The organism is Dyella sp. 2YAF14 (assembly GCF_052114725.1).
Taxonomy (GTDB): domain Bacteria; phylum Pseudomonadota; class Gammaproteobacteria; order Xanthomonadales; family Rhodanobacteraceae; genus Dyella.
Map to the genome: position 1 here is coordinate 1 of NZ_JBFRFH010000001.1, position 21306 is coordinate 21306.

Here is a 21306-nt window from a genome sequence, read left to right on the forward strand (position 1 = left end):
GTTCGGGCTTATCCCAGCACGATGCTGCGGGCGTTATCAGGCCATTTTCTTTGGGTTACTTTCGACGCGAAGCTAGTCCCGTGGGATCTTTTGGGCCAGCAAAAGAAAAGTGACTCGAGCGGCGGCAGCCGATCGAAACGCCCGCCGCGTAGGCGGCACGCTGGCGGTAACGCGACAACCGCAGCGCACCGCATCTGGATCCCGGCCCACGCCAGGATGACGACCCAAAAAATCACCCGGTGATCGCCAACTCCCTAACAACGGTCGTCGCATACGCCCCAGCCGCCAACTCAAAACTCAACTCCAACGCCCCATCCTCCAACCACCGCCAGGACAGGTTTTGCGGAATCATCCGCAACGCCCGACGCTCCTGATCCATCTTCGCCCCCACCAACCCATCGGCAAGATCCGCATTGTCGGCAGCTACGGCGTTCTCCAGCGACGCCACCTCACCCTGCGCAGGCGTCTCGCCACGCCCCCACAACGGCCCCGACGGATGAATATCCCCCGTAGCCAATCGCTGCGACAACGTCGCGTCGAACGGCTCCGGCCCAAACCACGAGCGCGACCCCGCCAGCGACCAGATCTCCCCTTCCATCGGCGAATCCCACGCATCGCGCTCAACACGCGCAGCCAGCACAGCATTGAAAATATGCGAGCGTGCAGCCGACAACAGGAAGTGTCGCTTGTCGCGATCCACGCGCCGCCCGGCAAACATCGCACGGGCCTGCGCCACGTTGCCTCCCTCGCGACCAAACCGCTGCTCGCCGAAATAATTGGGCACGCCACGCTGCGCGATCTGCTTGAGGATCTGATCGGCCACCGCTCGATCACCGTCGACCTGACGCAACACCAGCACGAAGCGGTTGCCACGCAGCGCGCCGCGCTTGAGCTTGCGCGTATGACGCGTCGCCGCCAGCACCTTCACGCCCTCGGCGGCAAAGGTCGACCAATCGGGATCAGGCTTGCCCGCCAGCTGCACGGAGAAGGTCTGGCGCGTCACCGCATGGCGATCCTTCAGTCCCGCATAGCCCACGTTGAGCGGCGGAATGCCGGCGAACTTCGCGAGTTCGCGCGCCACCCAGTCGGTGTTCGCGCCACGCTTTTCCACCCATAGCAAGGCATGTTCACCTTCACCGTCGGCGTCGTAACCCAGAATTTCCTCGACCTGAAAGTCTTCGGGCGCACTGCGCAGCACGGCGGTCAGCGGCGGGTTGCCATAGGCATAGGGCAGTTCGAGATCGGACATGGGACTCCACCGGCGGGACCGGCAACAAAAAGAAGAAAAGCGCGGGGGCGCATTACATCAGGAACAGCGTGGCGAGACCGAGAAAGATGAAGAAGCCGCCCGAATCGGTCATGGCGGTAATCAGCACGCTGGAGCCCAGCGCGGGATCGCGCCCCATGCGCATCATCAGCAACGGGATGCCGACACCGCAGAACGCGGCCAGCACGAGGTTGAGCGTCATCGCGGTGGTCATCACCAGGCCTAGCGGGAAATTGCCGTAAAGCCACCACGCCACGGCACCGATCACGCTGCCCCACACCAGGCCGTTGATCAGGGCCACGGCGATTTCCTTGCGCCACAGCCGCCGCGCACTGGCGGCGGTGATCTGATCGAGCGCCAACGCGCGCACGATCATGGTGATGGTCTGGTTGCCCGAATTGCCGCCGATGCCGGCCACGATGGGCATCAGCGTGGCCAAGGCCACGAGGTGCTGGATGGAGCCTTCGAACAATCCGATCACGCGCGATGCGATGAATGCCGTGACCAGGTTGATGGCCAGCCACGCCCAACGGTTGCGGATCGACTTCCACACCGAGGCGAACACGTCTTCCTCTTCGCGCAGACCGCCGCGGTTCAAGGCCTCGCTTTCGCTCTCTTCACGCAGCACGTCGACCATCGCATCGATGGTGATGCGGCCGATCAGGTGGCCATTGCCATCGACCACCGGTGCGCTGACCAGGTCGTAGCGTTCGAACGCCTGGGCGACTTCATACGCGTCATCGGTGGGATGGAACGTGTTGACGTCCGGCGCCATCACCTCGCTCACGCGCTTCTCGGGCGAGGTCACCAGCAACCAGTTCAGCGGCAGCACGCCGGTGAGCAGGTTCTCGTGGTTGATCACGAACAGCTTGTCGGTCTGCGCGGGCAGCTCGTCGAAACGGCGCAGGTAGCGCAGCACGGTTTCCAGGCTTATGTCGTCGCGGATGGTGACCATCTCGAAATCCATCAGCGCGCCGACCTGATCGTCCGGATACGACATCGCGGCCTGCACGCGCTCGCGCTGTTGCGCATCGAGGCTGGCCATGAGTTCGGGCAGCACTTCGCTGGGCAGGTCGTCGACCAGGTCGGCCAGTTCATCCGCGTCCAGCGGTTCGACGGCCGCGAGGATCTCGTGGTCGTCCATGTCGGCGATCAGCGATTCGCGCACTGCATCAGAGACTTCGAGCAAGATCTCGCCATCGCGATCGGCCTTCACGCGCTGCCAGACGGCCAAGCGGTCGACCAACGGAAGCGCTTCGAGCACGTAGGCGATATCGGCCGGATGCAGCGCATCGAGCAGGCGTTGCAGCTCGACCTGCGCTTCGCGGAAGCCCTGGTCGCTGTCGGGTTCCGGCAGCTGGCCGAGGCCGCGCAGTCGCCGCAACAGGTCGGCAATGTTGTCCAGCTGATCGTGTAGACGCGAGGCCGAACTGCGGCCTCCTATCTCGCTCATGCCAGGACCAGCAGCACGCAGGCTTGCGCCGCAATGCCCTCGCCGCGGCCGGTGAAGCCGAGCTTTTCGGTGGTGGTGGCCTTGATGCTGATGCGGCCGAGTTCGCAACGCAGCTCCTCGGCCACGGCCTCGCGCATCGCCAGCGAGTGCGGACCGACCTTGGGCGCTTCGCAGATCACGGTGACATCGGCGTTGCCCAGCGTGTAGCCCTGTTCGCGCATCAGCTTGGCGGCATGACGGAGAAAGACGCGGCTGTCGGCATTGCGCCACTGTTCCTGGCTGGGCGGGAAATGCCGGCCGATATCACCCAGCGCCAGCGCACCGAAAATGGCGTCGCACAGCGCATGGATCACCACGTCGCCATCGGAGTGCGCCACCACGCCGTGGGTGTGCGGCACGCGCACGCCGCCCAGCATCACGTGATCGCCTTCGCCGAAAGTGTGGACGTCGAAGCCCTGTCCGATGCGCATCATGGGTACTCCTTGGAGCCTCGCGGGCTCATTTCATACGCGACAACAGGAACTCCGCAAGCGCGAAATCCGTTGCCGTGGTGACCTTGATATTGTCTTCGGCGCCCTCGACCAGCAATGGCGCGAAGCCGGCGCGCTCCATCGCCATGGCCTCGTCGCTCACCGTCACGCCGGCAGCGTAAGCCGCCTTCAGCGCGGCCGAAAGCTCGCCGCGACGGAACATCTGCGGGGTGAAGGCGCGCCAGCGATGATCGCGTGGTTCGGTGACTTCGCTGCGTCCCGCGTCATTGGCTCGCTTGAGCGTATCGCGCAGTGGTGCTCCCAGCATGCCGCCGCCGGCAGGCATGCCCAGATCGAGCAGACGCGTGATGTCGCCTTCGCGCACGCAGGGGCGTGCTGCGTCGTGTACCAGCACGAAACCGTCGTCGCTTACTTCGGGTGGCAAGGCGCGCACGCCGGCGAGCACCGAGTCGCAACGCTCCGCACCGCCCAACGTGGTGAGCACGGGTTTGCCGTAGAGAAGATCGACACCCGGCCAGTGACCGTCGTTGTCGCCCAGCACCACCATCAGGCCGGCGATGCGGGGATGCGACGCCAGCCGCTCCAGCGTGTGCAGGATCAGCGGCCGGCCGGCCAGCGGCAGGTATTGCTTGGGGATGCTGCCACCAACGCGCGTGCCGCGCCCCGCCGCCGGCACGACGCACCAGAGCGGCGCGTTCATGGGTTGCCGTTGGTGGAGGTTGCGGACGCGGGCGCCTGCGTGGCGCCCGGCTTTTCAACGACCTGGTAGAACGTCTCGCCTGGCTTGATCAGGCCAAGCTCGGCGCGGGCGCGTGCCTCGACGGCTTGCTCGCCGTGCTTGAGGTCGCTCACATCCGCGCCCAGCGCCTGGTTGCGCTGGGTCAGCTTGTCGTTGTCCTCGCCCTGTTTTTTCACGGCGGCACGCAGCGTTTCCACGCCGTGCACGCCGCCCGTGCCGCTCCACAGTTTTACCTGCAGAGCGATCAGGACCAGGACCAGGATCAGGGCAACCCAACGCAGCATCGGCGTAGTGCGCTCCTATCAGCCCGGCAGCTTGGCCAGGTTCGGGAACGCGTCGCGACCGGCATAGCGCGCGGCCGAGCCCAGAGCCTCTTCGATACGCAGCAGCTGGTTGTACTTGGCCACGCGATCGGTGCGGCACAGCGAACCGGTCTTGATCTGGGTGGCGGTCGTAGCAACAGCGATATCGGAAATCGTGGTGTCTTCCGTTTCGCCCGAGCGGTGCGAGACGATCGCTGCGTACTTGGCCTTATCGGCCATGGCGATGGCTTCCAGCGTTTCGGACAGCGTGCCGATCTGGTTGACCTTGATCAGGATGGCATTGGCGATCTTCTTGTCGATGCCTTCCTGGAAAATGGTCGGGTTGGTGACGAACAGATCGTCGCCGACCAGCTGGATGTTCTGGCCGAGCTTGTCGGTCAGGTGCTTCCAGCCGTCCCAGTCGCCCTCACCCATGCCGTCTTCGATGGTGACGATGGGGTACTGCTTGGCCCAGCTGGCCAGCACGTCGACCCACTGTTCCGGCGTGTAGACCTTGCCTTCGCCTTCCAGGTCGTACTTGCCGTTCTTGAAGAATTCCGAGCTGGCCACGTCGAGGCCGAGCAGGATCTCGCTGCCCACCTTGTAGCCGGTCTTGCCGATCGCTTCGAGGATGGTGTCGAGCGCTTCGATGTTGGAACGCAGGTCCGGCGCGAAGCCACCTTCGTCACCCACCGCCGTGTTCAGGCCCTTGCCCTTGAGCACGCTCTTGAGCGCGTGGAAGATTTCGGCGCCGGCGCGCAGCGCCTCGCTGAAACTGGACACGCCCACCGGCAGCACCATGAATTCCTGCACGTCGACGTTGTTGTCGGCATGCGCACCGCCGTTGATGATGTTCATCATCGGCACCGGCAGCGAACCGGGCTTGCCAGTGGTGCCGTTGATGCTGGCGAGGTACTGCCACAGCGGCTGGCGGTTCTGCGCCGCAACGGCATGCGCGGCAGCCATCGAGACGCCGAGGATGGCGTTGGCGCCCAGCTTGCCCTTGTTCGGGGAGCCGTCGAGGTTGATCAGCTTGGCGTCGAGACCGCCCTGGTTGGCGGCGTCAAAGCCCTTCAGCGCGCTCGCGATGGCGCCGTTGACATTGCCAACCGCGTTCTTGACGCCCTTGCCCAGGTAGCGGGCCTTGTCACCGTCGCGCAGCTCCACCGCTTCGCGCGAACCCGTCGATGCACCGCTCGGCACGGCAGCGCGGCCAAAGCCGCCGCCGGCCAGCGTCACTTCCGCTTCAAGCGTGGGGTTGCCGCGGGAATCGAGGATTTCACGTGCGTGGATGCGGGTGATTTCGGTGCTCATGGGATCCGTTGCTTGATGAGGTGAATGAAGCGAGGGGGAGACATCCTGCCTGATCTGCGGGGGATGCGCTTCATTCGCCTCCCCCGAGGCGGATCAGAGCCGTTACAGCGTGTCTTCGAGGAACCGGTGGCGCTTGGTGACCTGATCGAGTTCGAGCAGGGTTTCCAGCAGCGCTTCCATCTTGTCCAGCGGCCAGGCATTGGGGCCGTCGCTGAGCGCCTTGGAAGGATCGGGATGCGTTTCGGCAAACAGGCCGGCCACGCCCACCGCCACCGCGGCACGCGCCAGCACCGGCACGAATTCGCGCTGACCGCCCGAGCTCGTGCCCTGCCCGCCCGGCAACTGCACCGAGTGGGTGGCATCGAACACCACCGGGCAGCCGGTATCACGCATCACGCTGAGCGAGCGCATATCCGACACCAGGTTGTTGTAGCCGAAGCTGGCGCCGCGCTCGCACACCATGATGTCGTTGTTGCCGACGGCCTTGGCCTTGTCGGCCACGTTCTTCATCTCCCACGGCGAGAGGAACTGGCCCTTCTTGATGTTCACCGGCTTGCCGGCGCGCGCCACGTTCTGGATGAAGTCGGTCTGGCGGCACAGAAAGGCCGGCGTCTGCAGCACGTCGACCACGGCGGCCACTTCGTTCATTGGCGTGTATTCGTGCACGTCGGTGAGCACGGGCACGCCGAGCTGGCGCTTCACTTCGCCCAGGATCTTCAGGCCTGCTTCCAGGCCGGGGCCGCGGAAGCTGTTGCCCGACGAGCGATTGGCCTTGTCGAAGCTGGACTTGAAGATGAAGTTGATGCCGAGCCGGCCAGTGATTTCCTTAAGCTTGCCGGCGGTGTCCATCTGCAACTGCTCGGACTCGACCACGCAAGGGCCGGCGATCAGGAACAGCGGCTGGTCCAGGCCGACCTCGAAGCCACACAGCTTCATGCGACCGACTCCTTCGCAAGACGCTCGCCTTCGCGCACTGCCTTGAACTCACGGGCGGCCTGCACAAAACCAATGAACAGCGGATGGCCGTCGCGCGGGGTCGAGGTGAACTCCGGATGCGCCTGGCAGCCGAGGAACCACGGATGCTTCTGCTGCGGCAGCTCGACGATCTCGACCAGCAGGTCATCCATCGACTTGCCCGAGATCACCAGGCCGAGGTCTTCGAAGGTCTGGCGGTAGCGGTTGTTGAATTCATAGCGGTGACGATGGCGCTCGCGCACCACGTCCTGGCCGTACAGCTCGCGCGCCAGCGTGCCGGCCTTGAGGCGGCATTCCTGCGCGCCCAGGCGCATGGTGCCGCCCAGGTCGGAGCGCTCGCTGCGCTGCTCGACTTCGCCCGTGGCGGTGGTCCACTCGGTGATCAGGCCGATCACCGGATCGGGGCTGTTGCGGTCGTTTTCGCTGGAGTCGGCTTCGGTCAGACCCGCCACGTTGCGGGCGAAGTCCACCACGGCTGCATGCATGCCGTAGCAGATGCCGAAATACGGCACGCCCTTCTCGCGGGCGTACTTGGCCGCCAGCACCTTGCCTTCGAAGCCGCGCTTACCGAAACCGCCCGGCACCAGGATGGCGTCGGCATTGCCCAGCGCCTTGGCGGCGCCTTCGGCTTCGACCTGCTCCGAATCAACCCAGTTGAGATTGACGCGGGTCAGCTGCTTGATGCCGCCATGGCGCAAGGCCTCGCCCAGGGACTTGTATGCGTCCTTGTGCTCGACGTACTTGCCGACGATGGCCACGGTGACCTCGTCCTTGGGATGCTCCACCGCTTCGACGGTACGCACCCACGAGGAAAGATCCGCCGGGCCGACCTGCAGGCCCAGGCGCTTGACCACGATCTCGTCGAGGCCCTGCTTGTGCAGCCACAGGGGCTGCTTGTAGATGACGTCCACGTCGGCCGCGCTGATCACGGCGTTCTCGGGCACGTTGGTGAACAGCGCGATCTTGCGGCGCTCGCCATCGGGCAGCGGCTGCTCGCAACGGCACAGCAACACGTCCGGCTGGATACCGATGGAGCGCAGCTCCTTCACCGAATGCTGGGTCGGCTTGGTTTTGATCTCGCCGGCGGCCTTGATGTAGGGCACCAGGGTCAGGTGCATGAACATCACCTTTTCCGGGCCGTGCTCGATGCGCAGCTGGCGGATCGCCTCCAGGAACGGCAGCGACTCGATATCGCCCACGGTGCCGCCGATCTCGACCATCGCCACGTCGTAGCCGCGGGTGGCCTCATGGATGCAGTGCTTGATCTCGTCGGTGATATGCGGAATCACCTGCACGGTGGCGCCCAGATAGTCGCCCCGGCGCTCCTTGCGGATCACCGATTCGTAGATCTTGCCGGTGGTGATGGAGTTCTTGCCCGTCAGGCGCGTATTGACGAAGCGCTCGTAGTGACCCAGGTCCAGGTCGGTCTCGGCACCGTCGTCGGTCACGTAGACCTCGCCGTGCTGGAAGGGGCTCATGGTGCCGGGATCCACATTGATATAGGGATCGAGCTTCATCATGGTGACCGAGAGGCCACGCGCTTCCAGGATGGAAGCCAGCGACGCCGCGGCGATGCCCTTGCCAAGAGAGGACACCACACCGCCGGTGACGAAAATCAGGGGGGTCATGGGATGCAGCCGTGCTGGAAATCGGCATTTTAGAGGAAGAACGGTTCTACCGCGAGGGTTTGCGGTGGCTAAATGACTGGGGCGTTCAAGTTGGGGGCTTTTGCCCGTCATTCCGGCGCAGGCCGGAATCCAGTAGCGGGACGGCGCGGTTTTAGCGACAGCAGTGGCGGCGGCAGGCTAAGACCGGGCCTTGCCGCTACTGGATTCCGGCCTGCGCCGGAATGACGGGCTAAAAACAACAAAGGCGCCCGAGGGCGCCTTGGTCGTCACGCAGCAGCCCCGGCTTACTCCACCGGCACCATCTGCGACGTCGGGTGCATCATGTTCACATTCATGTTGTGCAGCACCCACAGCGAGCCGACCACCACGATGGCCAGGATCAGCAAGGTGAACAGCATGATGGCGAGGTTGCCGCGCTGCGAGGGCGAGGTGCCCATGTGCAGGAAGTAGACCAGCTGCACGATCAGCTGGGCCACGCCGAACACGATGATGCCGGGCATCATCAGGTCGTGCGGGACCTTGCCGCTCATGACTACGCCGAACGAGGCCAGGGTCAGCACCACCGACAGCACGAAGCCGATCAGGTAGGACTTGGTGCTGCCGTGGGCGGCGTCGTGATGGGCCGCGTCGTGGGGGGAATGATTGGCGGACATCAGATGGCCCCCCGCAGGTAGACAAAGGTGAAGACGCAGATCCAGACGATGTCCAGGAAATGCCAGAACAGGCTCAGGCAGGACAGACGGCGACGGGTCGCGTCGGTCAGGCCGTAGCGGCGCATCTGGTCCATCATCACCACCAGCCAGATCAGGCCGCAGGTCACGTGCAGACCGTGGGTGCCGACCAGGGTGAAGTAGCTGGACAGGAACGCACTGCGGCTCGGACCGGCGCCGTCGGCGATCAGCTTGGCGAACTCATGCACTTCCATGCCGATGAAGCCGGCACCAAACACGAAGGTCACCGCCAGCCACGCCAGCAGCTGGTTCTTCTTGCCGGCGTGCATGGCGAGCATGGCCATGCCGAAGGTGACCGACGAGATCAGCAGCAGCATGGTCTCGCCGAGCACGTACGGCAGTTCGAACAGCTCCTTGCCGCTGGGGCCGCCGGCGGTGGCGTTGCCCAGCACGGCGAAGGTCGCGAACAGGCCCGAGAAGATCAGGCAGTCGCTCATCAGATAGATCCAGAACCCCAGCAGGGTCTTGGATCCATCGTCGTGGTGATGGGCATCTCCCCCGTGGGAGATGCCGTCGAGCGCGCCGTGGGCGGCGCTTACTGCAGGACTGCTCATGACTTACGCCACCTTCTGACGCTGCGGCGCCGCCACCGGAGCCACCTGCGTGGTCTGGAACTGCTTGAGCTGGGCGTGACGCGAACGCTCGATGCGCTCCACTTCGGCCGCCGGCACCCAGTAATCGACGTCGCGGTCGTAGGCGCGCACGATGAAGGACGCAATCATGCCGAGCAGGCCGATCGCCGCCATCCACCAGATGTGCCACACCAGGGCAAAACCCAGGACCGTACCGAACGCGCCCATGACCACACCGACGCCGGTGTTGCGGGGCATGTGAATGTCTTCGTACTTGGCAGGTTGCACGTAGGCGACTCCGTTTTGTTTGTCTTCCCAGAACTGGTCCAGTTCACGGACCTGGGGGAGCGTTGCAAAGTTGTAGAACGGTGCGGGCGAGCTGATCGACCATTCCAGGGTGCGGCCACCCCACGGGTCGCCGCTGGGATCGGTGAGCTTCTTGCGGTCGCGCACGCTGACGTAGAACTGCACCAGGATGCAGAAAATGCCGGCCGCGATGATCGCCGCGCCGATGGCGGCGACGATCAGGTAAGGCTGCCAATCGGGGTTCGCATAGTGGTTCATGCGACGCGTCATGCCCTTGAGGCCGAGGATGTACAGCGGCACGAAGGCCACGTAGAAACCGACCAGCCAGCACCAGAACGACGCCTTGCCCCAGGCCTCGTTCAAGCGGAAGCCAAACGCCTTGGGAAACCAGTAGTTGATCGCCGCCAGGCAGCCGAACACCACGCCGCCGATGATCACGTTATGGAAGTGCGCGATCAGGAACACGCTGTTGTGCAGGACGAAGTCCGCACCCGGCACCGCCATCAGCACGCCGGTGACGCCGCCCACCACGAAGGTAACCATGAAGCCGATCGTCCACAGCATCGGCACGGTCATTTCGACGCGGCCGCGGTACATGGTGAACAACCAGTTGAACAGCTTCGCGCCGGTAGGCACCGAGATGATCATCGTCATGATGCCGAAGAAGGCATTGACGTTGGCACCCGAACCCATGGTGAAGAAGTGGTGCAGCCACACCAGGAACGACAGCACGCCGATCGCCGAGGTGGCGTACACCATCGACTTGTAACCGAACAGCGGCTTCTTGGAGAACGTGGCGACGATTTCCGAGTACGCGCCAAAGCACGGCAGCACCAGGATGTAGACCTCGGGGTGGCCCCAGATCCAGATCAGGTTCACGTACATCATGGCGTTGCCGCCAAGATCGTTGGTGAAGAAGTGCATGCCGAGATAACGATCAGCCGTGAGCAGCGCCAGCGTCACCGTGAGGATCGGGAACGCGGCCACGATCAGGATGTTGGTGACCAGCGCCGTCCAGGTGAACACCGGCATCTTCATCAGCGTCATGCCGGGCGTGCGCATCTTCATGATGGTCACGATGAAGTTGATGCCGCTCAGCGTGGTGCCCAGGCCGGATAACTGCAGTGCCCAGATGTAGTAATCGACGCCAACCGTTGGACTGTAATCAAGCCCCGACAGCGGCGGATACGCCAGCCAGCCGGTCGCGGCGAAGTCGCCGACGAACAGCGACACCATCACCAGGAACACGCCCGACAGGAACAGCCAGAAGCTGAGCGAGTTGAGGAACGGATACGCCACGTCGCGCGCGCCGATCTGCAGCGGCACGACCATGTTCATCAGGCCGGTGATCAGCGGCATCGCCACGAAGAAGATCATGATCACGCCATGGGCGGTGAACACCTGATCGAAGTGGTGTGGCGGCAGGTAACCGGCCGAATCGGCCGCAGCCGTCGCCTGCTGCAAACGCATCATCAGCGCATCGGCGAAACCGCGCAGCAGCATGACCAGCGCCACGATGATGTACATGATGCCGATCTTCTTGTGGTCCACCGAGGTGAACCACTCCTTCCACAGGTAACCCCACAGACGGAACTTGGTAAGAGCCGCGAGCATCGCCAGGCCGCCAAGGATGACGGCGGCGAGCGTCACCATCACGATCGGCTCGTGATAGGGAATCGCGTCAAGGGTGAGCTTTCCAAACATGGCTTACTTCTCTGCCTTGGCCGGGGTGATGTTCGAGGACACGCTGTTCGACAGCGGGGCGCCCCCGTCCTGGTGTTCGTGCATGTCCATCTGCATGCTTTCTTCCGGCGCGTCGTGGTGCATGTCCATCGACATCGCTTCGTGCGTGCCGGCGTCATGCGACATGCCGTCCATGTGTTGGTTGAGCACGCTGGAGAACAAGCCGTTGCTGACGTTGCCGTAGTAGGCAACCGGCGTCTTCTCGCTGGGCTTGGCCAGCGTCTTGTAGCTGTCGGCGTCGAGCGTGGTCGGCGTGGCCTTGGCCTTGGCGATCCAGTCCTTGAAGCCATCTTCCGAGGTGGCGATGGCCTTGAAGTGCATGTCCGAGAAGCCTTCGCCGCTGAAGTTGGTCGACAGGCCGTCGTACGCACCCGGCTCGCGGGCGATCAGGTGCAGCTTGGTTTCCATGCCCGCCATCGCGTAGACCTGGCTACCCAGCTGCGGGATGAAGAAGGCGTTCATCACCGAATCGGAGGTGATCTGGAAGTTGACCGGGCGATCGACCGGGAAGGCCAGCTCGTTGACCGAAGCCACGCCGTATTCCGGATAAACGAACAGCCACTTCCAGTCCATCGACACGACCTGCACCGTCACCGGCTTGGCCTCGGACTCCAGCGGCTTGTACGGATCGAGCGCATGCGAGCTCGTCCAGGTGATCACGGCCAGGATGGCCACGATGATCGCGGGGATGGTCCACACCACCACTTCGATCTTGCTCGAGTGCGACCAGGTCGGCGCGTAGGTGGCCTTCTTGTTGGCCTTGCGGTAGCGCCAGGGGAACCACAGCGTCATCGCGATCACCGGAATGGCCACAATGGCCATCAGGCCCAGCGCGATCAGGATGAGGGACTTCTCCTGGGAACCCACGTCGCCCTTGGGCGTGAGGACTTCCAAGTTGCAACCGCTGAGCAACACAGCGGCGCCAACGCCTGCGTAGCGCAAGCGCGAAATAAGGGCATGCATGTTCACTGACTACCTGGGGTACAGCGTGGGGACGGGCGGCATGGTAGCGATTTGTCCGAGCGTTTTCGCCTCCTAGAGACACAATGCCGCACATGCAACATTTTGCGCACGAGGTCGCGACCACTTGACTTGAAAAAGCAAGCTCGCGCACCCGCATTCCATCGTCGACCTTGGTCGACATTTCAGGAAAATCGACGACGCCGCGCCCCTGCTAACATGCGCCGATGGACCTCACCACGCCGATGAAACTGGCCGCCCTGCGGCAAGCCATGCAGCAACACGGCATCGCCGCCTGCCTCGTGCCCAGCGCCGACCCTCACCTTTCCGAATATCTGCCCGCGCACTGGCAGGCTCGCCAATGGCTGTCCGGGTTTACGGGCTCGGCCGGCACGCTGGTGGTCACGGCCGATCACGCGGGCTTATGGACCGACAGCCGCTATTTCGCGCAGGCCGCCACGGAATTGGCCGGAAGCGGCGTCGAACTGATGAAGCAGCGCGTGGCGCATGCGCCGGAACATATCGAGTGGCTGCTCGAGCGCTTGAGCGAGGATCAGGTGCTGGCTGTTGCCGGCGACAGCTTTTCGTTGTCCGCAGCGCGGCAGCTTGAGCGGCGCCTGGAACGCAACGGCGCAAAGTTGCGCACGGATCTGGACCTGCCGGGGCTGATCTGGCCGGATCGTCCCGCTCTGCCCGCTGCGCCGGTGGTGGAACATCCGGCCCGCTACGCCGGCCAGCCACGTAGCGACAAATTCGGTCGCCTGCGCACCGCCATGCGCAAGCTGGGAGCCACTCATCATCTGGTGTCCAGCCTCGACGACATCGCCTGGCTGACCAACCTGCGCGGCAGTGATGTGGAGTGCAACCCGGTGTTCCTCGCGCATCTATTGGTGCAGGCCGAAGGACACGCCACCCTGTTCGTGGATCGGGGCAAGCTCAGCGACGCCCTGGTGCAGGCGCTCCACGCCGACCAGGTGCGCATCGCCGATTACGCGACGGTGACCGATGCGCTGGCCGAACTGACCGCGCAAGATCGACTATTGCTGGACGGCAACCGCGTTGTGGTGGCCGTGGCGTCGGCGATTCCGGCTGCCGCGCCGCCGATCGAGGCGGCCAATCCGTCGACGCTGTTCAAGGCGCGCAAGACAGAAGGCGAGCTGGAACATGTCCGCGACGCCATGCGCCGTGACGGCGCGGCCCTGGTGCGCGCGTTCCGCCGACTGGAGGAACGCGTCACCGCCGGCATGAAGCAGACCGAGCTCGACGTCGATGCCCTGCTGCGCGAAGAACGTTCCGCACAACCCAATTTCGTCGGCGAGAGTTTCTCGACCATCGCCGGCTATCAGGCCAATGGCGCCCTGCCCCACTACCGCGCCACGCCGGAAGCCCATAGCACGCTGAAGCCGCAGGGCCTGTTGCTGGTCGATTCCGGGGGCCAATACCTGGGCGGCACCACCGACGTCACCCGCGTGCTCGCCCTGGGCGACACCACCGCCGAGCAGCGCCGCGACGCCACTTTGGTCATGAAGGGCCTGATCGCTCTCAGCCGCGCCCGCTTTCCCAAGGGTGCCAGCGGCCCGCAGCTTGATGCGCTCGCTCGCGCGCCGCTTTGGGCCAGCGGCATGGACTACGGCCACGGCACCGGCCATGGCGTCGGTTACTTCCTTAATGTGCACGAAGGCCCGCAAGGCATTCGCCCGCCCGCCTCGGGCGCCACCCTGGTGCCGCTGGACCCGGGCATGATCACCTCGATCGAGCCCGGCCTGTACAAGCCGGGCCGCCACGGCATCCGCCACGAGAACCTGGCGGTGGTGATCGAGGCCGACAAGACGGAGTTCGGCGAGTTCTACGCGTTCGAGACGCTCACTTTGTGCCCCTTCGACCGCCGCGCACTGGAGCCGGAACTGCTCAATCCTGAGGAACGGGCCTGGCTGGACGACTACCATGCCACCGTACGCGCCGCGCTGGCGCCGTTGCTGGAAGATGCGGACCTAGTGTGGCTGGAGCGGCACTGCGCGCCACTCTAGACGCCACAACCTCCTTGTAGGAGCGCACTTGTGCGCGACCCGGCCTTCGGCCGGGCCGGTTCGCGCACAAGTGCGCTCCTACAAAGGGACGCTTGACCTTCCCGCCCCCGGCAACCCATCCTCCCCGTCTTAGCCAACCCGATCCTTCCCCATGAGCAGTCGCTACAACGCCGCCGACATTGAAGTCCTCTCTGGCCTTGACCCCGTCAAGCGCCGCCCGGGCATGTATACCGACACCTCGCGCCCGAACCATCTGGCGCAGGAAGTCATCGACAACTCGGTGGACGAGGCCATTTCCGGCCACGCCAAGACGCTGGACGTAATCGTCCACACCGACGGTTCGGTGGAAGTGAGCGACGACGGCCGCGGCATGCCGGTGGATATCCATCCGGAAGAAGGTGTGCCGGGTGTCGAGCTGATCCTCACGCGCCTGCATGCGGGCGGCAAGTTCTCCGGCAAGAACTACAACTTCTCCGGCGGTCTGCACGGCGTGGGCGTGTCGGTGGTCAATGCGCTGTCCAACCGCGTGGAAGTCACCATCCGCCGCGACGGCAACGAATACCGCATGGCGTTCGAAAACGGTGACCGCGCCAGCGATCTCGACATCATCGGTTCGGTGCCGAAGAAGAAGACCGGCACCACCGTGCGCTTCTGGGCTGACCCGAAATACTTCGACTCGCCGAAGATCTCGCTGTCGAAGCTGCGCCACCTGCTGCGCGCCAAGGCGGTGCTGTGCGCAGGCCTGAGCGTGAAGCTCACCGACGAGGCGACCGGCGAAGTCAACGAGTGGTACTACGAGGACGGCCTGCGCGATTACCTGCGCGACGAGCTGGACGGCGCGGAAGCGATTCCCGCCGAACTGTTCGTGCACCATATCCAGCGCGAAGCGGACGGCCTCGACGTCGCCCTCGCCTGGCTGCCGGAAGGCGAGCTGGTGCAGGAGAGCTACGTCAACTTGATTCCCACCGCGCAGGGCGGCACGCACGTGAACGGCCTGCGTTCGGGTCTCACCAATGCGATCCGCGAGTTCTGCGACATCCGCAACCTGCTGCCGCGCGGCGTGAAGCTGGCGCCGGAAGACGTGTGGGAGCGCCTCGCCTTTGTGCTGTCGACCAAGCTGCAGGACCCACAGTTTGCCGGCCAGACCAAGGAGCGCCTGTCCTCGCGCAACGCCGCGGGCATGGTCGAGAACGTCATCCACGACGCTTTCAGCCTGTGGCTCAACCAGCATGTGGATCTGGGCGAACGCATCGCGCAGCTCGCCATCGAGCGCGCCAGCGCCCGCCTGAAAGCTGCCAAACAAGTCGTCCGCAAGAAGATCACCCAAGGCCCCGCCCTGCCCGGCAAGCTGGCCGACTGCACCGCCACCGACCTCACCCGCACCGAGCTGTTCCTGGTCGAGGGCGATTCGGCCGGCGGCAGCGCCAAGCAGGCGCGCGACAAGGAATTCCAGGCGATCCTGCCGCTGCGCGGCAAGATTCTGAATACCTGGGAAGTGGAGTCGGGCTCGGTGTTGGCTTCGGAGGAAGTGCACAACCTCGCCGTGGCGATCGGCTGCGATCCGGGCAAGGACGATCTCTCCGGCCTGCGCTACGGCAAGGTGATCATCCTGGCCGACGCGGACTCCGACGGTCTGCACATCGCCACCCTGCTGAGCGCGCTGTTCCTGCGCCACTTCCCGTCGCTGGTGCGCGAGGGCCATGTCTTCGTCGCCATGCCGCCGCTGTTCCGCGTGGATGTGGGCAAGCAGGTGTTCTACTGCCTGGACGAGAACGAGAAGAACGCGATGCTCGAACGCGTGCAGCGCGAGAAGATGAAGGGCCAGGTCAACACCACCCGCTTCAAGGGCCTGGGCGAGATGAATCCGCCGCAGCTGCGCGAGTCCACCATCCATCCCGACACGCGCCGCCTGGTGCAGCTCACCGTGGATGGTGACGACGGCACGACCAAGCTGATGGATATGTTGCTGGCCAAGAAGCGCGCCAGTGATCGCAAGGCGTGGCTTGAGGAAAAGGGCGATCTGGCGACGCTCGAGGTCTGAGTCCGCTCACCCAGCTGCAGACCGCTGCTTGTCTGTGGGAGCGCACCCTGTGCGCGACAGCCACGCCCGGGTGTATCGCTCCGTAGGTTTGTCGCGCACAGGGTGCGCTCCCACAAAGATCCGCATTCCAGATTCTGCGCACCCCTTGTAGGAGCGCACTTGTGCGCGACCGCAGCGCGGAGGTGTACCGCTCCGTAGGCTGGTCGCGCACAAGTGCGCTCCTACAAAGAGCGGGCTGGCTGTGGCCCTGAGGGGTTCCGAGGCGCCACGGCCTCGATCGTTCGCTTGCCCCAGCGCAACTACACCGTGCGACACCCTTTCCCAAACGATGCCGCCGGCGCTATCTTGATGATCTCCCGCCCCCGGAGCACCCATGGCCCTCACGCCTCCCATCGACCTGCAGCGCTGGATCGACGAGCACCGGCATCTGCTCAAGCCGCCGGTCGGCAACAAGTGCATTGTCGACGGCGACTTCATCGTGATGATCGTGGGCGGGCCGAACTCCCGCACCGATTACCACTACGACGAAGGTCCGGAGTTCTTCTACCAGCTCGAGGGCGAGATGGTGTTGAAGGTGCAGGATGAGGGTGTGGCACGCGACATTCCTATCCGCGCCGGCCAGATGTTTTATCTGCCGCCGTGCGTGCCGCATTCGCCGCAACGCCTGCCCGAATCCATCGGGCTGGTGATCGAACGCCGCCGACTGGCGGGCGAGAAAGACGGCCTGATGTGGTACTGCGAGCGCTGCAACCACAAGCTGTACGAGGAATATTTCACCCTCGACAGCATCGAGCGGGATTTTCCGCCGGTATTTGAGCGTTTCTATCGCTCGATCGACGCACGTACCTGCGTCGAATGCGGCCACCTCAATCCGGCGCCGGCGAAATATTCCGGGCAGCCCGCCTGAGGCAAGCGATCAAGCGCGCAACAACCACTTGCGCGCCATGCGTGCCAGCGATGCATCCGCCGATGGATCTTCGGCGATATCGCGAATGGAGCGCCATGCCAGCGCGTTCGATTCCTCATTGATCACATAGGCTTCGCTGGCGCCCGCACGAACGACGTAACGCACGTCGTAGTGCCAGTGCTCGGGCTCTTCGCCGCGCGCAGGAATGCGATGGCGATCCAGGTCGAACGGCTCCGCCTCGACACTCAGGTCAACCAGACCGGATTCCTCTTCGGCTTCGCGCAGCGCGACGCGCGCGAGATCCGCATCGCCGTCGGCATGACCGCCCAACTGCAGCCAGCGGCCCAGCTTGCGGTGATGGGTGAGCAGAACACGCTCTCCATCGGCGCTCACCAGCCACGCTGAACCGGTGAAATGACCTTCCAGCGCCTCCCGAAAGAACACACGCTGGCCCTCGCCCAGAAATGCCTCGAAATGCCCGGCATCGCTCTCCTGCGGCCATTGCTGGCGATAGTTCTGGAGCTGTGCAAACAACGTGTCCATCGATAGTCCGTGTCAGTCAAAACCGGCCGCGCAGCTGCGGCACGGCGGGCCGCATTATTCCAGACGCCGCCGAGACTGGCACGGGCCGGCAGCGCGTTCCCGCCCAGCCGCAATGCAGCTTGTACCCCCAAGGCCCGCTGGGCTATGGTTCCGCGTCGTCGCAGGGGAAGCGACGTTAATGGCCATGGCGAAAGTCACGGTTTCACGCTTTTAAGAAACGAGAATTCCGGCGGTAGGGGAGAAACATGCTTAAAAACCTGTTCGCGACGCACCCGATTGAGGCGTCGCCACACGTCGACGCGGGCGAGCTGCCCCACGACGGCCTGCAAGGCGAAACCAGCCTCAAGCGCGTACTCACCGCGCGTCATCTCGTGACGCTGGGCATCGGCGCAGTGATCGGCGCGGGTATCTTCGTCATCACCGGCCAGGCCGCCGCCGAACACGCGGGCCCTGCCCTGGTCATCAGCTTCATCGTCGCCGGCATCGCCTGCGCATTTGCGGGCCTGTGCTACGCCGAGTTCGCCGCGATGATCCCGGTATCGGGCAGCGCCTACGCCTACTCCTATGCCACGCTCGGCGAGATCGTCGCCTGGTTCATCGGCTGGAATCTCGTCCTCGAGTATCTGTTTGCCGTCGCCACGGTGGCGGCAGGCTGGTCGGGATATTTCAACGAGTGCCTCTCCATCCTCGGACACTGGACCGGGATCCCGATGGCGCTGCCTGACTATCTGGCAAGCGCGCCGCTGAAGTTCACCGACACGCACCAGATCGTGACCACCGGTGCGCTGATCAACCTGCCGGCCGTGCTGATCGTGTCCGGACTCACCTGGCTCTGCTACGTGGGTATCACCCAGTCCACCTTCGTCAACTCGCTGATTGTGACGATCAAAGTGCTGGTGATCTCGCTGTTCCTGATCTTCTCGTTCCGCTATATCAATCCGGCCAACTGGCATCCGTTCATTCCGCCGGAAGAAGGCCCGGGCCGCTTCGGTACGAGCGGCATCTTCCGCGCCGCGGTGCTGGTGTTCTTCTCCTACGTCGGCTTCGATGCGGTTTCCACCGCCGCCGGCGAAGCGAAGAACCCGCAGCGCGACATGCCGATCGGCATTCTCGGTTCGCTCGCCATCTGCACCGTGTTGTACATCGCGATGGCGCTCACGCTCACCGGCATTGCCCCTTATCACATGCTGGGCACGCCGGAACCGGTGGCCACGGCGTTGAGCCTCTATCCGCAGCTGACCTGGCTGAAGGCCATCGTCTCGTTCGGTGCGCTGGCGGGCCTGTCCTCGGTGATCCTGGTGATGTTGCTGGGCACCTCGCGCATCTTCTTCAGCATGGCGCGGGATGGCCTGCTGCCCAAGGGCATGTCGCGCGTACACGCCTCGCACCGCACGCCGCACGTCGCCACCATCATCGCCGGCGTCGCTGCGCTGGTGATCGCCGGCCTGTTCCCGGTGAGCATCCTGGGTGAGCTGGTCTCGATGGGCACGCTGCTGGCCTTCACCACCGTGTGCATCGGCGTGCTGATCCTGCGCTATACGCGTCCGGAACTGCCGCGCTCGTTCCGCGTGCCGGGCGGCATGATCGGCGTATGGACGGTGGCGGTGCTCGGTTCGGTGATCTGCCTGTATCTGTTCTGGCAGTCGTTCCGCGCCAATTGGCCGCTGATGCTGGGCTGGACCATCATCGGCATGCTCATCTATTTCCTCTATGGGTATTCCCATAGCAAGCTACGCAAGCAAAACTCCTGATCTGACACGAAGGGCCGGCTTAGCGCCGGCCCTCTCGTTTTGAATCCCGCGCCTCTCGTGGCACCAGGCCGACGCATGCTCAAACAGTTATTCGCTCGCAAAACCGATTTCTCCGACGCCGACGACGCGTCCCACGGCCCCACTCTGCGCCGCACCCTCGGCCCCTGGGGCATCACCGCGCTAGGCATTGGCGCCGTGATCGGCACCGGCATCTTCGTGGTGACCGGACAGGCCGCCGCCGAACACGCCGGCCCTGCCGTGCTGATCTCCTTCATGCTGGCGGCGCTGTGCAGCGGCTTTACGGCGCTGTGCTACGCCGAGTTCGCGACGCTGATTCCGGTCTCGGGCAGCTCCTATTCGTACGCCTATGCCACGCTCGGTGAGCTGCTGGCCTGGTTTATCGGCTGGAACATGGTGCTGGAATACGGCATCTCAGCCTCGGCCGTTGCGGCCAGCTGGACCGGTTACTTCACCAGCATGCTCGATCAGGTGGGCATCCACCTGCCCACCTCGCTGACCGAAGCGCCGCTGGCCTTCACCGACGGACACCTGGTCACCACCGGGCATCTGATGAACCTGCCCGCGGTGGCGATCGTGCTCGCCCTCACCTGGCTGTGCTACGTCGGCATCCGCGAATCGGCGGGCCTCAACGTGTTGATGGTGGCGCTCAAGGTGGGCCTGATCATCGTGGTGGTGGTGGCCGGTTATCGCTACATCGATCCGGCCAACTGGCATCCGTTCATTCCCGCCAACGAAGCACCGGGCAAGTACGGCTGGTCCGGCATCATGCGCGGCGCGGCGATGGTGTTCTTCGCCTATATCGGCTTCGAGGCCACTTCCACGGCCGCGCAGGAATGCAAGAACCCGCAGCGTGATCTGCCCTTCGGCACCCTGGTGTCGCTGGTGATCTGCACCATCCTCTATCTGGCGATGGCGGCGGTGCTGACCGGCCTGATCTCCTACACCGAGCTGGGCACCAGCGAACCGGTGGTGACGGCGATCAAGAACCATCCGGAACTGGGCTGGCTGCGCTGGGTGGTGGAAATCGGCGCGATGATCGGCTTGTCGTCGGTGATCCTGGTGATGATCATCGCGCAGCCGCGCATCTTCATGATCATGTCGCGTGACGGCCTGTTGCCGCCGATCTTCAATCGCATTCATCCCAAGCACCGCACGCCGCACATCAACACGGTGATCACCGGCATTGGCATCGCGGTGCTCGCTGCCGTGTTTCCGCTCGACCTGCTGGCCGACCTTACCTCGATGGGCACCTTGATCGCCTTCGTGGCGGTATGCGCCGGCGTGCTGATTCTTCGCTACACGGCACCCCAGCTGCATCGCGGCTTCCGCGTGCCGTGGGTGTGGTTTATCTGCCCCGCCGGCGTGATCAGCTGCCTGGCCCTGCTGGGCGCCATGGCCTGGTTCAATTGGCTGTTGATGATCATATGGACGGTCATTGGCCTGGCCATCTACTTCGGCTACGGCATCCGCCACAGCCGCCTCCACCGCCCTTCCTGAAGGGCCTGGCGATCTTGGCGGCGATCTGCCGCCAACGT

At 64.3% G+C, this 21306-nt stretch carries 18 protein-coding genes; 5 read left to right on the forward strand and 13 right to left on the reverse strand.

The window, feature by feature from the left end; translation table 11 throughout:
* Positions 1–232: 232 nt before the first annotated feature.
* The 12 genes from truD to cyoA all read right to left on the reverse strand — a co-directional run bounded on the left by truD (position 233) and on the right by cyoA (position 12484).
* Positions 233–1249, reverse strand: coding sequence for a tRNA pseudouridine(13) synthase TruD (truD, locus tag AB4Y82_RS00005; protein WP_441603367.1), 1017 nt, complete (start codon positions 1247–1249; stop codon positions 233–235).
* 52 nt (positions 1250–1301) lie between these two features.
* Entirely contained in the window at positions 1302–2720 is a 1419-nt protein-coding gene (gene mgtE / locus AB4Y82_RS00010; protein WP_441603368.1) for a magnesium transporter, read from the reverse strand.
* Entirely contained in the window at positions 2717–3190 is a 474-nt protein-coding gene (gene ispF, locus AB4Y82_RS00015) for a 2-C-methyl-D-erythritol 2,4-cyclodiphosphate synthase (protein WP_441603575.1), read from the reverse strand. The genes mgtE and ispF overlap by 4 nt, the downstream gene beginning before the upstream one ends.
* Before the next feature lie 28 nt (positions 3191–3218).
* Complete coding sequence (gene ispD / locus AB4Y82_RS00020) at positions 3219–3911, reverse strand: 2-C-methyl-D-erythritol 4-phosphate cytidylyltransferase (protein ID WP_441603369.1); 693 nt, start codon at positions 3909–3911, stop codon at positions 3219–3221.
* Positions 3908–4234: a cell division protein FtsB gene (ftsB, locus tag AB4Y82_RS00025; RefSeq protein WP_204635621.1), complete on the reverse strand. Its 327-nt coding sequence runs from the start codon at positions 4232–4234 to the stop codon at positions 3908–3910. Before ftsB ends, ispD begins: the two co-directional genes overlap by 4 nt.
* Positions 4235–4252: 18 nt before the next feature.
* On the reverse strand, positions 4253–5566 hold the full coding sequence (gene eno / locus AB4Y82_RS00030) for a phosphopyruvate hydratase (RefSeq protein WP_441603370.1): 1314 nt from the start codon (positions 5564–5566) through the stop codon (positions 4253–4255).
* A 102-nt stretch (positions 5567–5668) separates the two neighbouring features.
* Positions 5669–6502, reverse strand: coding sequence for a 3-deoxy-8-phosphooctulonate synthase (gene kdsA / locus AB4Y82_RS00035; RefSeq protein ID WP_441603371.1), 834 nt, complete (start codon positions 6500–6502; stop codon positions 5669–5671).
* Positions 6499–8169: a CTP synthase gene (locus AB4Y82_RS00040; protein WP_441603372.1), complete on the reverse strand. Its 1671-nt coding sequence runs from the start codon at positions 8167–8169 to the stop codon at positions 6499–6501. The genes kdsA and AB4Y82_RS00040 overlap by 4 nt, the downstream gene beginning before the upstream one ends.
* Before the next feature lie 284 nt (positions 8170–8453).
* Positions 8454–8822, reverse strand: coding sequence for a cytochrome o ubiquinol oxidase subunit IV (cyoD, locus tag AB4Y82_RS00045; RefSeq protein ID WP_441603373.1), 369 nt, complete (start codon positions 8820–8822; stop codon positions 8454–8456).
* The gene (gene cyoC / locus AB4Y82_RS00050; RefSeq protein WP_441603374.1) at positions 8822–9454 is read right to left on the reverse strand and encodes a cytochrome o ubiquinol oxidase subunit III; all 633 of its coding nucleotides are present in this window, start codon (positions 9452–9454) and stop codon (positions 8822–8824) included. Before cyoC ends, cyoD begins: the two co-directional genes overlap by 1 nt.
* Positions 9455–9457: 3 nt before the next feature.
* Positions 9458–11482, reverse strand: coding sequence for a cytochrome o ubiquinol oxidase subunit I (gene cyoB, locus AB4Y82_RS00055; protein ID WP_441603375.1), 2025 nt, complete (start codon positions 11480–11482; stop codon positions 9458–9460).
* A gap of 3 nt (positions 11483–11485) precedes the next feature.
* Positions 11486–12484: a ubiquinol oxidase subunit II gene (gene cyoA, locus AB4Y82_RS00060; protein ID WP_441603376.1), complete on the reverse strand. Its 999-nt coding sequence runs from the start codon at positions 12482–12484 to the stop codon at positions 11486–11488.
* Between the two features lie 224 nt (positions 12485–12708).
* Between cyoA and AB4Y82_RS00065 the strand changes: the two genes are divergently transcribed.
* The 3 genes from AB4Y82_RS00065 to AB4Y82_RS00075 all read left to right on the forward strand — a co-directional run bounded on the left by AB4Y82_RS00065 (position 12709) and on the right by AB4Y82_RS00075 (position 17456).
* Positions 12709–14508 carry an aminopeptidase P family protein gene (locus tag AB4Y82_RS00065; protein WP_441603377.1) on the forward strand — a complete coding sequence of 600 codons (1800 nt, stop codon included), beginning with the start codon at positions 12709–12711 and terminating at the stop codon, positions 14506–14508.
* 151 nt (positions 14509–14659) lie between these two features.
* On the forward strand, positions 14660–16549 hold the full coding sequence (parE, locus tag AB4Y82_RS00070; protein WP_204635612.1) for a DNA topoisomerase IV subunit B: 1890 nt from the start codon (positions 14660–14662) through the stop codon (positions 16547–16549).
* A 373-nt stretch (positions 16550–16922) separates the two neighbouring features.
* Positions 16923–17456 (forward strand): 3-hydroxyanthranilate 3,4-dioxygenase, encoded by a 534-nt coding sequence (locus tag AB4Y82_RS00075; RefSeq protein ID WP_046971474.1) that lies wholly within the window; start codon positions 16923–16925, stop codon positions 17454–17456.
* A 9-nt stretch (positions 17457–17465) separates the two neighbouring features.
* Here AB4Y82_RS00075 and AB4Y82_RS00080 read toward each other — a convergent pair whose 3' ends face one another.
* The gene (locus AB4Y82_RS00080) at positions 17466–17999 is read right to left on the reverse strand and encodes an NUDIX hydrolase (protein ID WP_441603378.1); all 534 of its coding nucleotides are present in this window, start codon (positions 17997–17999) and stop codon (positions 17466–17468) included.
* Between the two features lie 245 nt (positions 18000–18244).
* On the opposite strand from AB4Y82_RS00080, the gene AB4Y82_RS00085 reads away from it, so the two are divergent.
* Complete coding sequence (locus AB4Y82_RS00085) at positions 18245–19750, forward strand: amino acid permease (RefSeq protein ID WP_441603379.1); 1506 nt, start codon at positions 18245–18247, stop codon at positions 19748–19750.
* Positions 19751–19825: 75 nt separating this feature from the next.
* Positions 19826–21268: an amino acid permease gene (locus AB4Y82_RS00090; protein ID WP_121879474.1), complete on the forward strand. Its 1443-nt coding sequence runs from the start codon at positions 19826–19828 to the stop codon at positions 21266–21268.
* Positions 21269–21306: the final 38 nt, after the last annotated feature.

Excerpts from the sequence above, each read along its gene's own strand:
- ftsB (WP_204635621.1), bottom strand. The coding sequence starts at position 4,234 with ATGCTGCGTTGGGTTGCCCTGATCCTGGTCCTGGTCCTGATCGCTCTG.
- cyoC (WP_441603374.1), bottom strand. The coding sequence starts at position 9,454 with ATGAGCAGTCCTGCAGTAAGCGCCGCCCACGGCGCGCTCGACGGCATC.
- truD (WP_441603367.1), bottom strand. The coding sequence starts at position 1,249 with ATGTCCGATCTCGAACTGCCCTATGCCTATGGCAACCCGCCGCTGACC.
- cyoB (WP_441603375.1), bottom strand. The coding sequence starts at position 11,482 with ATGTTTGGAAAGCTCACCCTTGACGCGATTCCCTATCACGAGCCGATC.
- mgtE (WP_441603368.1), bottom strand. The coding sequence starts at position 2,720 with ATGAGCGAGATAGGAGGCCGCAGTTCGGCCTCGCGTCTACACGATCAG.
- AB4Y82_RS00075 (WP_046971474.1), top strand. The coding sequence starts at position 16,923 with ATGGCCCTCACGCCTCCCATCGACCTGCAGCGCTGGATCGACGAGCAC.
- AB4Y82_RS00085 (WP_441603379.1), top strand. The coding sequence starts at position 18,245 with ATGCTTAAAAACCTGTTCGCGACGCACCCGATTGAGGCGTCGCCACAC.
- AB4Y82_RS00080 (WP_441603378.1), bottom strand. The coding sequence starts at position 17,999 with ATGGACACGTTGTTTGCACAGCTCCAGAACTATCGCCAGCAATGGCCG.
- kdsA (WP_441603371.1), bottom strand. The coding sequence starts at position 6,502 with ATGAAGCTGTGTGGCTTCGAGGTCGGCCTGGACCAGCCGCTGTTCCTG.
- cyoA (WP_441603376.1), bottom strand. The coding sequence starts at position 12,484 with ATGCATGCCCTTATTTCGCGCTTGCGCTACGCAGGCGTTGGCGCCGCT.
- ispD (WP_441603369.1), bottom strand. The coding sequence starts at position 3,911 with ATGAACGCGCCGCTCTGGTGCGTCGTGCCGGCGGCGGGGCGCGGCACG.
- AB4Y82_RS00040 (WP_441603372.1), bottom strand. The coding sequence starts at position 8,169 with ATGACCCCCCTGATTTTCGTCACCGGCGGTGTGGTGTCCTCTCTTGGC.
- ispF (WP_441603575.1), bottom strand. The coding sequence starts at position 3,190 with ATGCGCATCGGACAGGGCTTCGACGTCCACACTTTCGGCGAAGGCGAT.
- AB4Y82_RS00065 (WP_441603377.1), top strand. The coding sequence starts at position 12,709 with ATGGACCTCACCACGCCGATGAAACTGGCCGCCCTGCGGCAAGCCATG.
- eno (WP_441603370.1), bottom strand. The coding sequence starts at position 5,566 with ATGAGCACCGAAATCACCCGCATCCACGCACGTGAAATCCTCGATTCC.
- AB4Y82_RS00090 (WP_121879474.1), top strand. The coding sequence starts at position 19,826 with ATGCTCAAACAGTTATTCGCTCGCAAAACCGATTTCTCCGACGCCGAC.
- parE (WP_204635612.1), top strand. The coding sequence starts at position 14,660 with ATGAGCAGTCGCTACAACGCCGCCGACATTGAAGTCCTCTCTGGCCTT.
- cyoD (WP_441603373.1), bottom strand. The coding sequence starts at position 8,822 with ATGTCCGCCAATCATTCCCCCCACGACGCGGCCCATCACGACGCCGCC.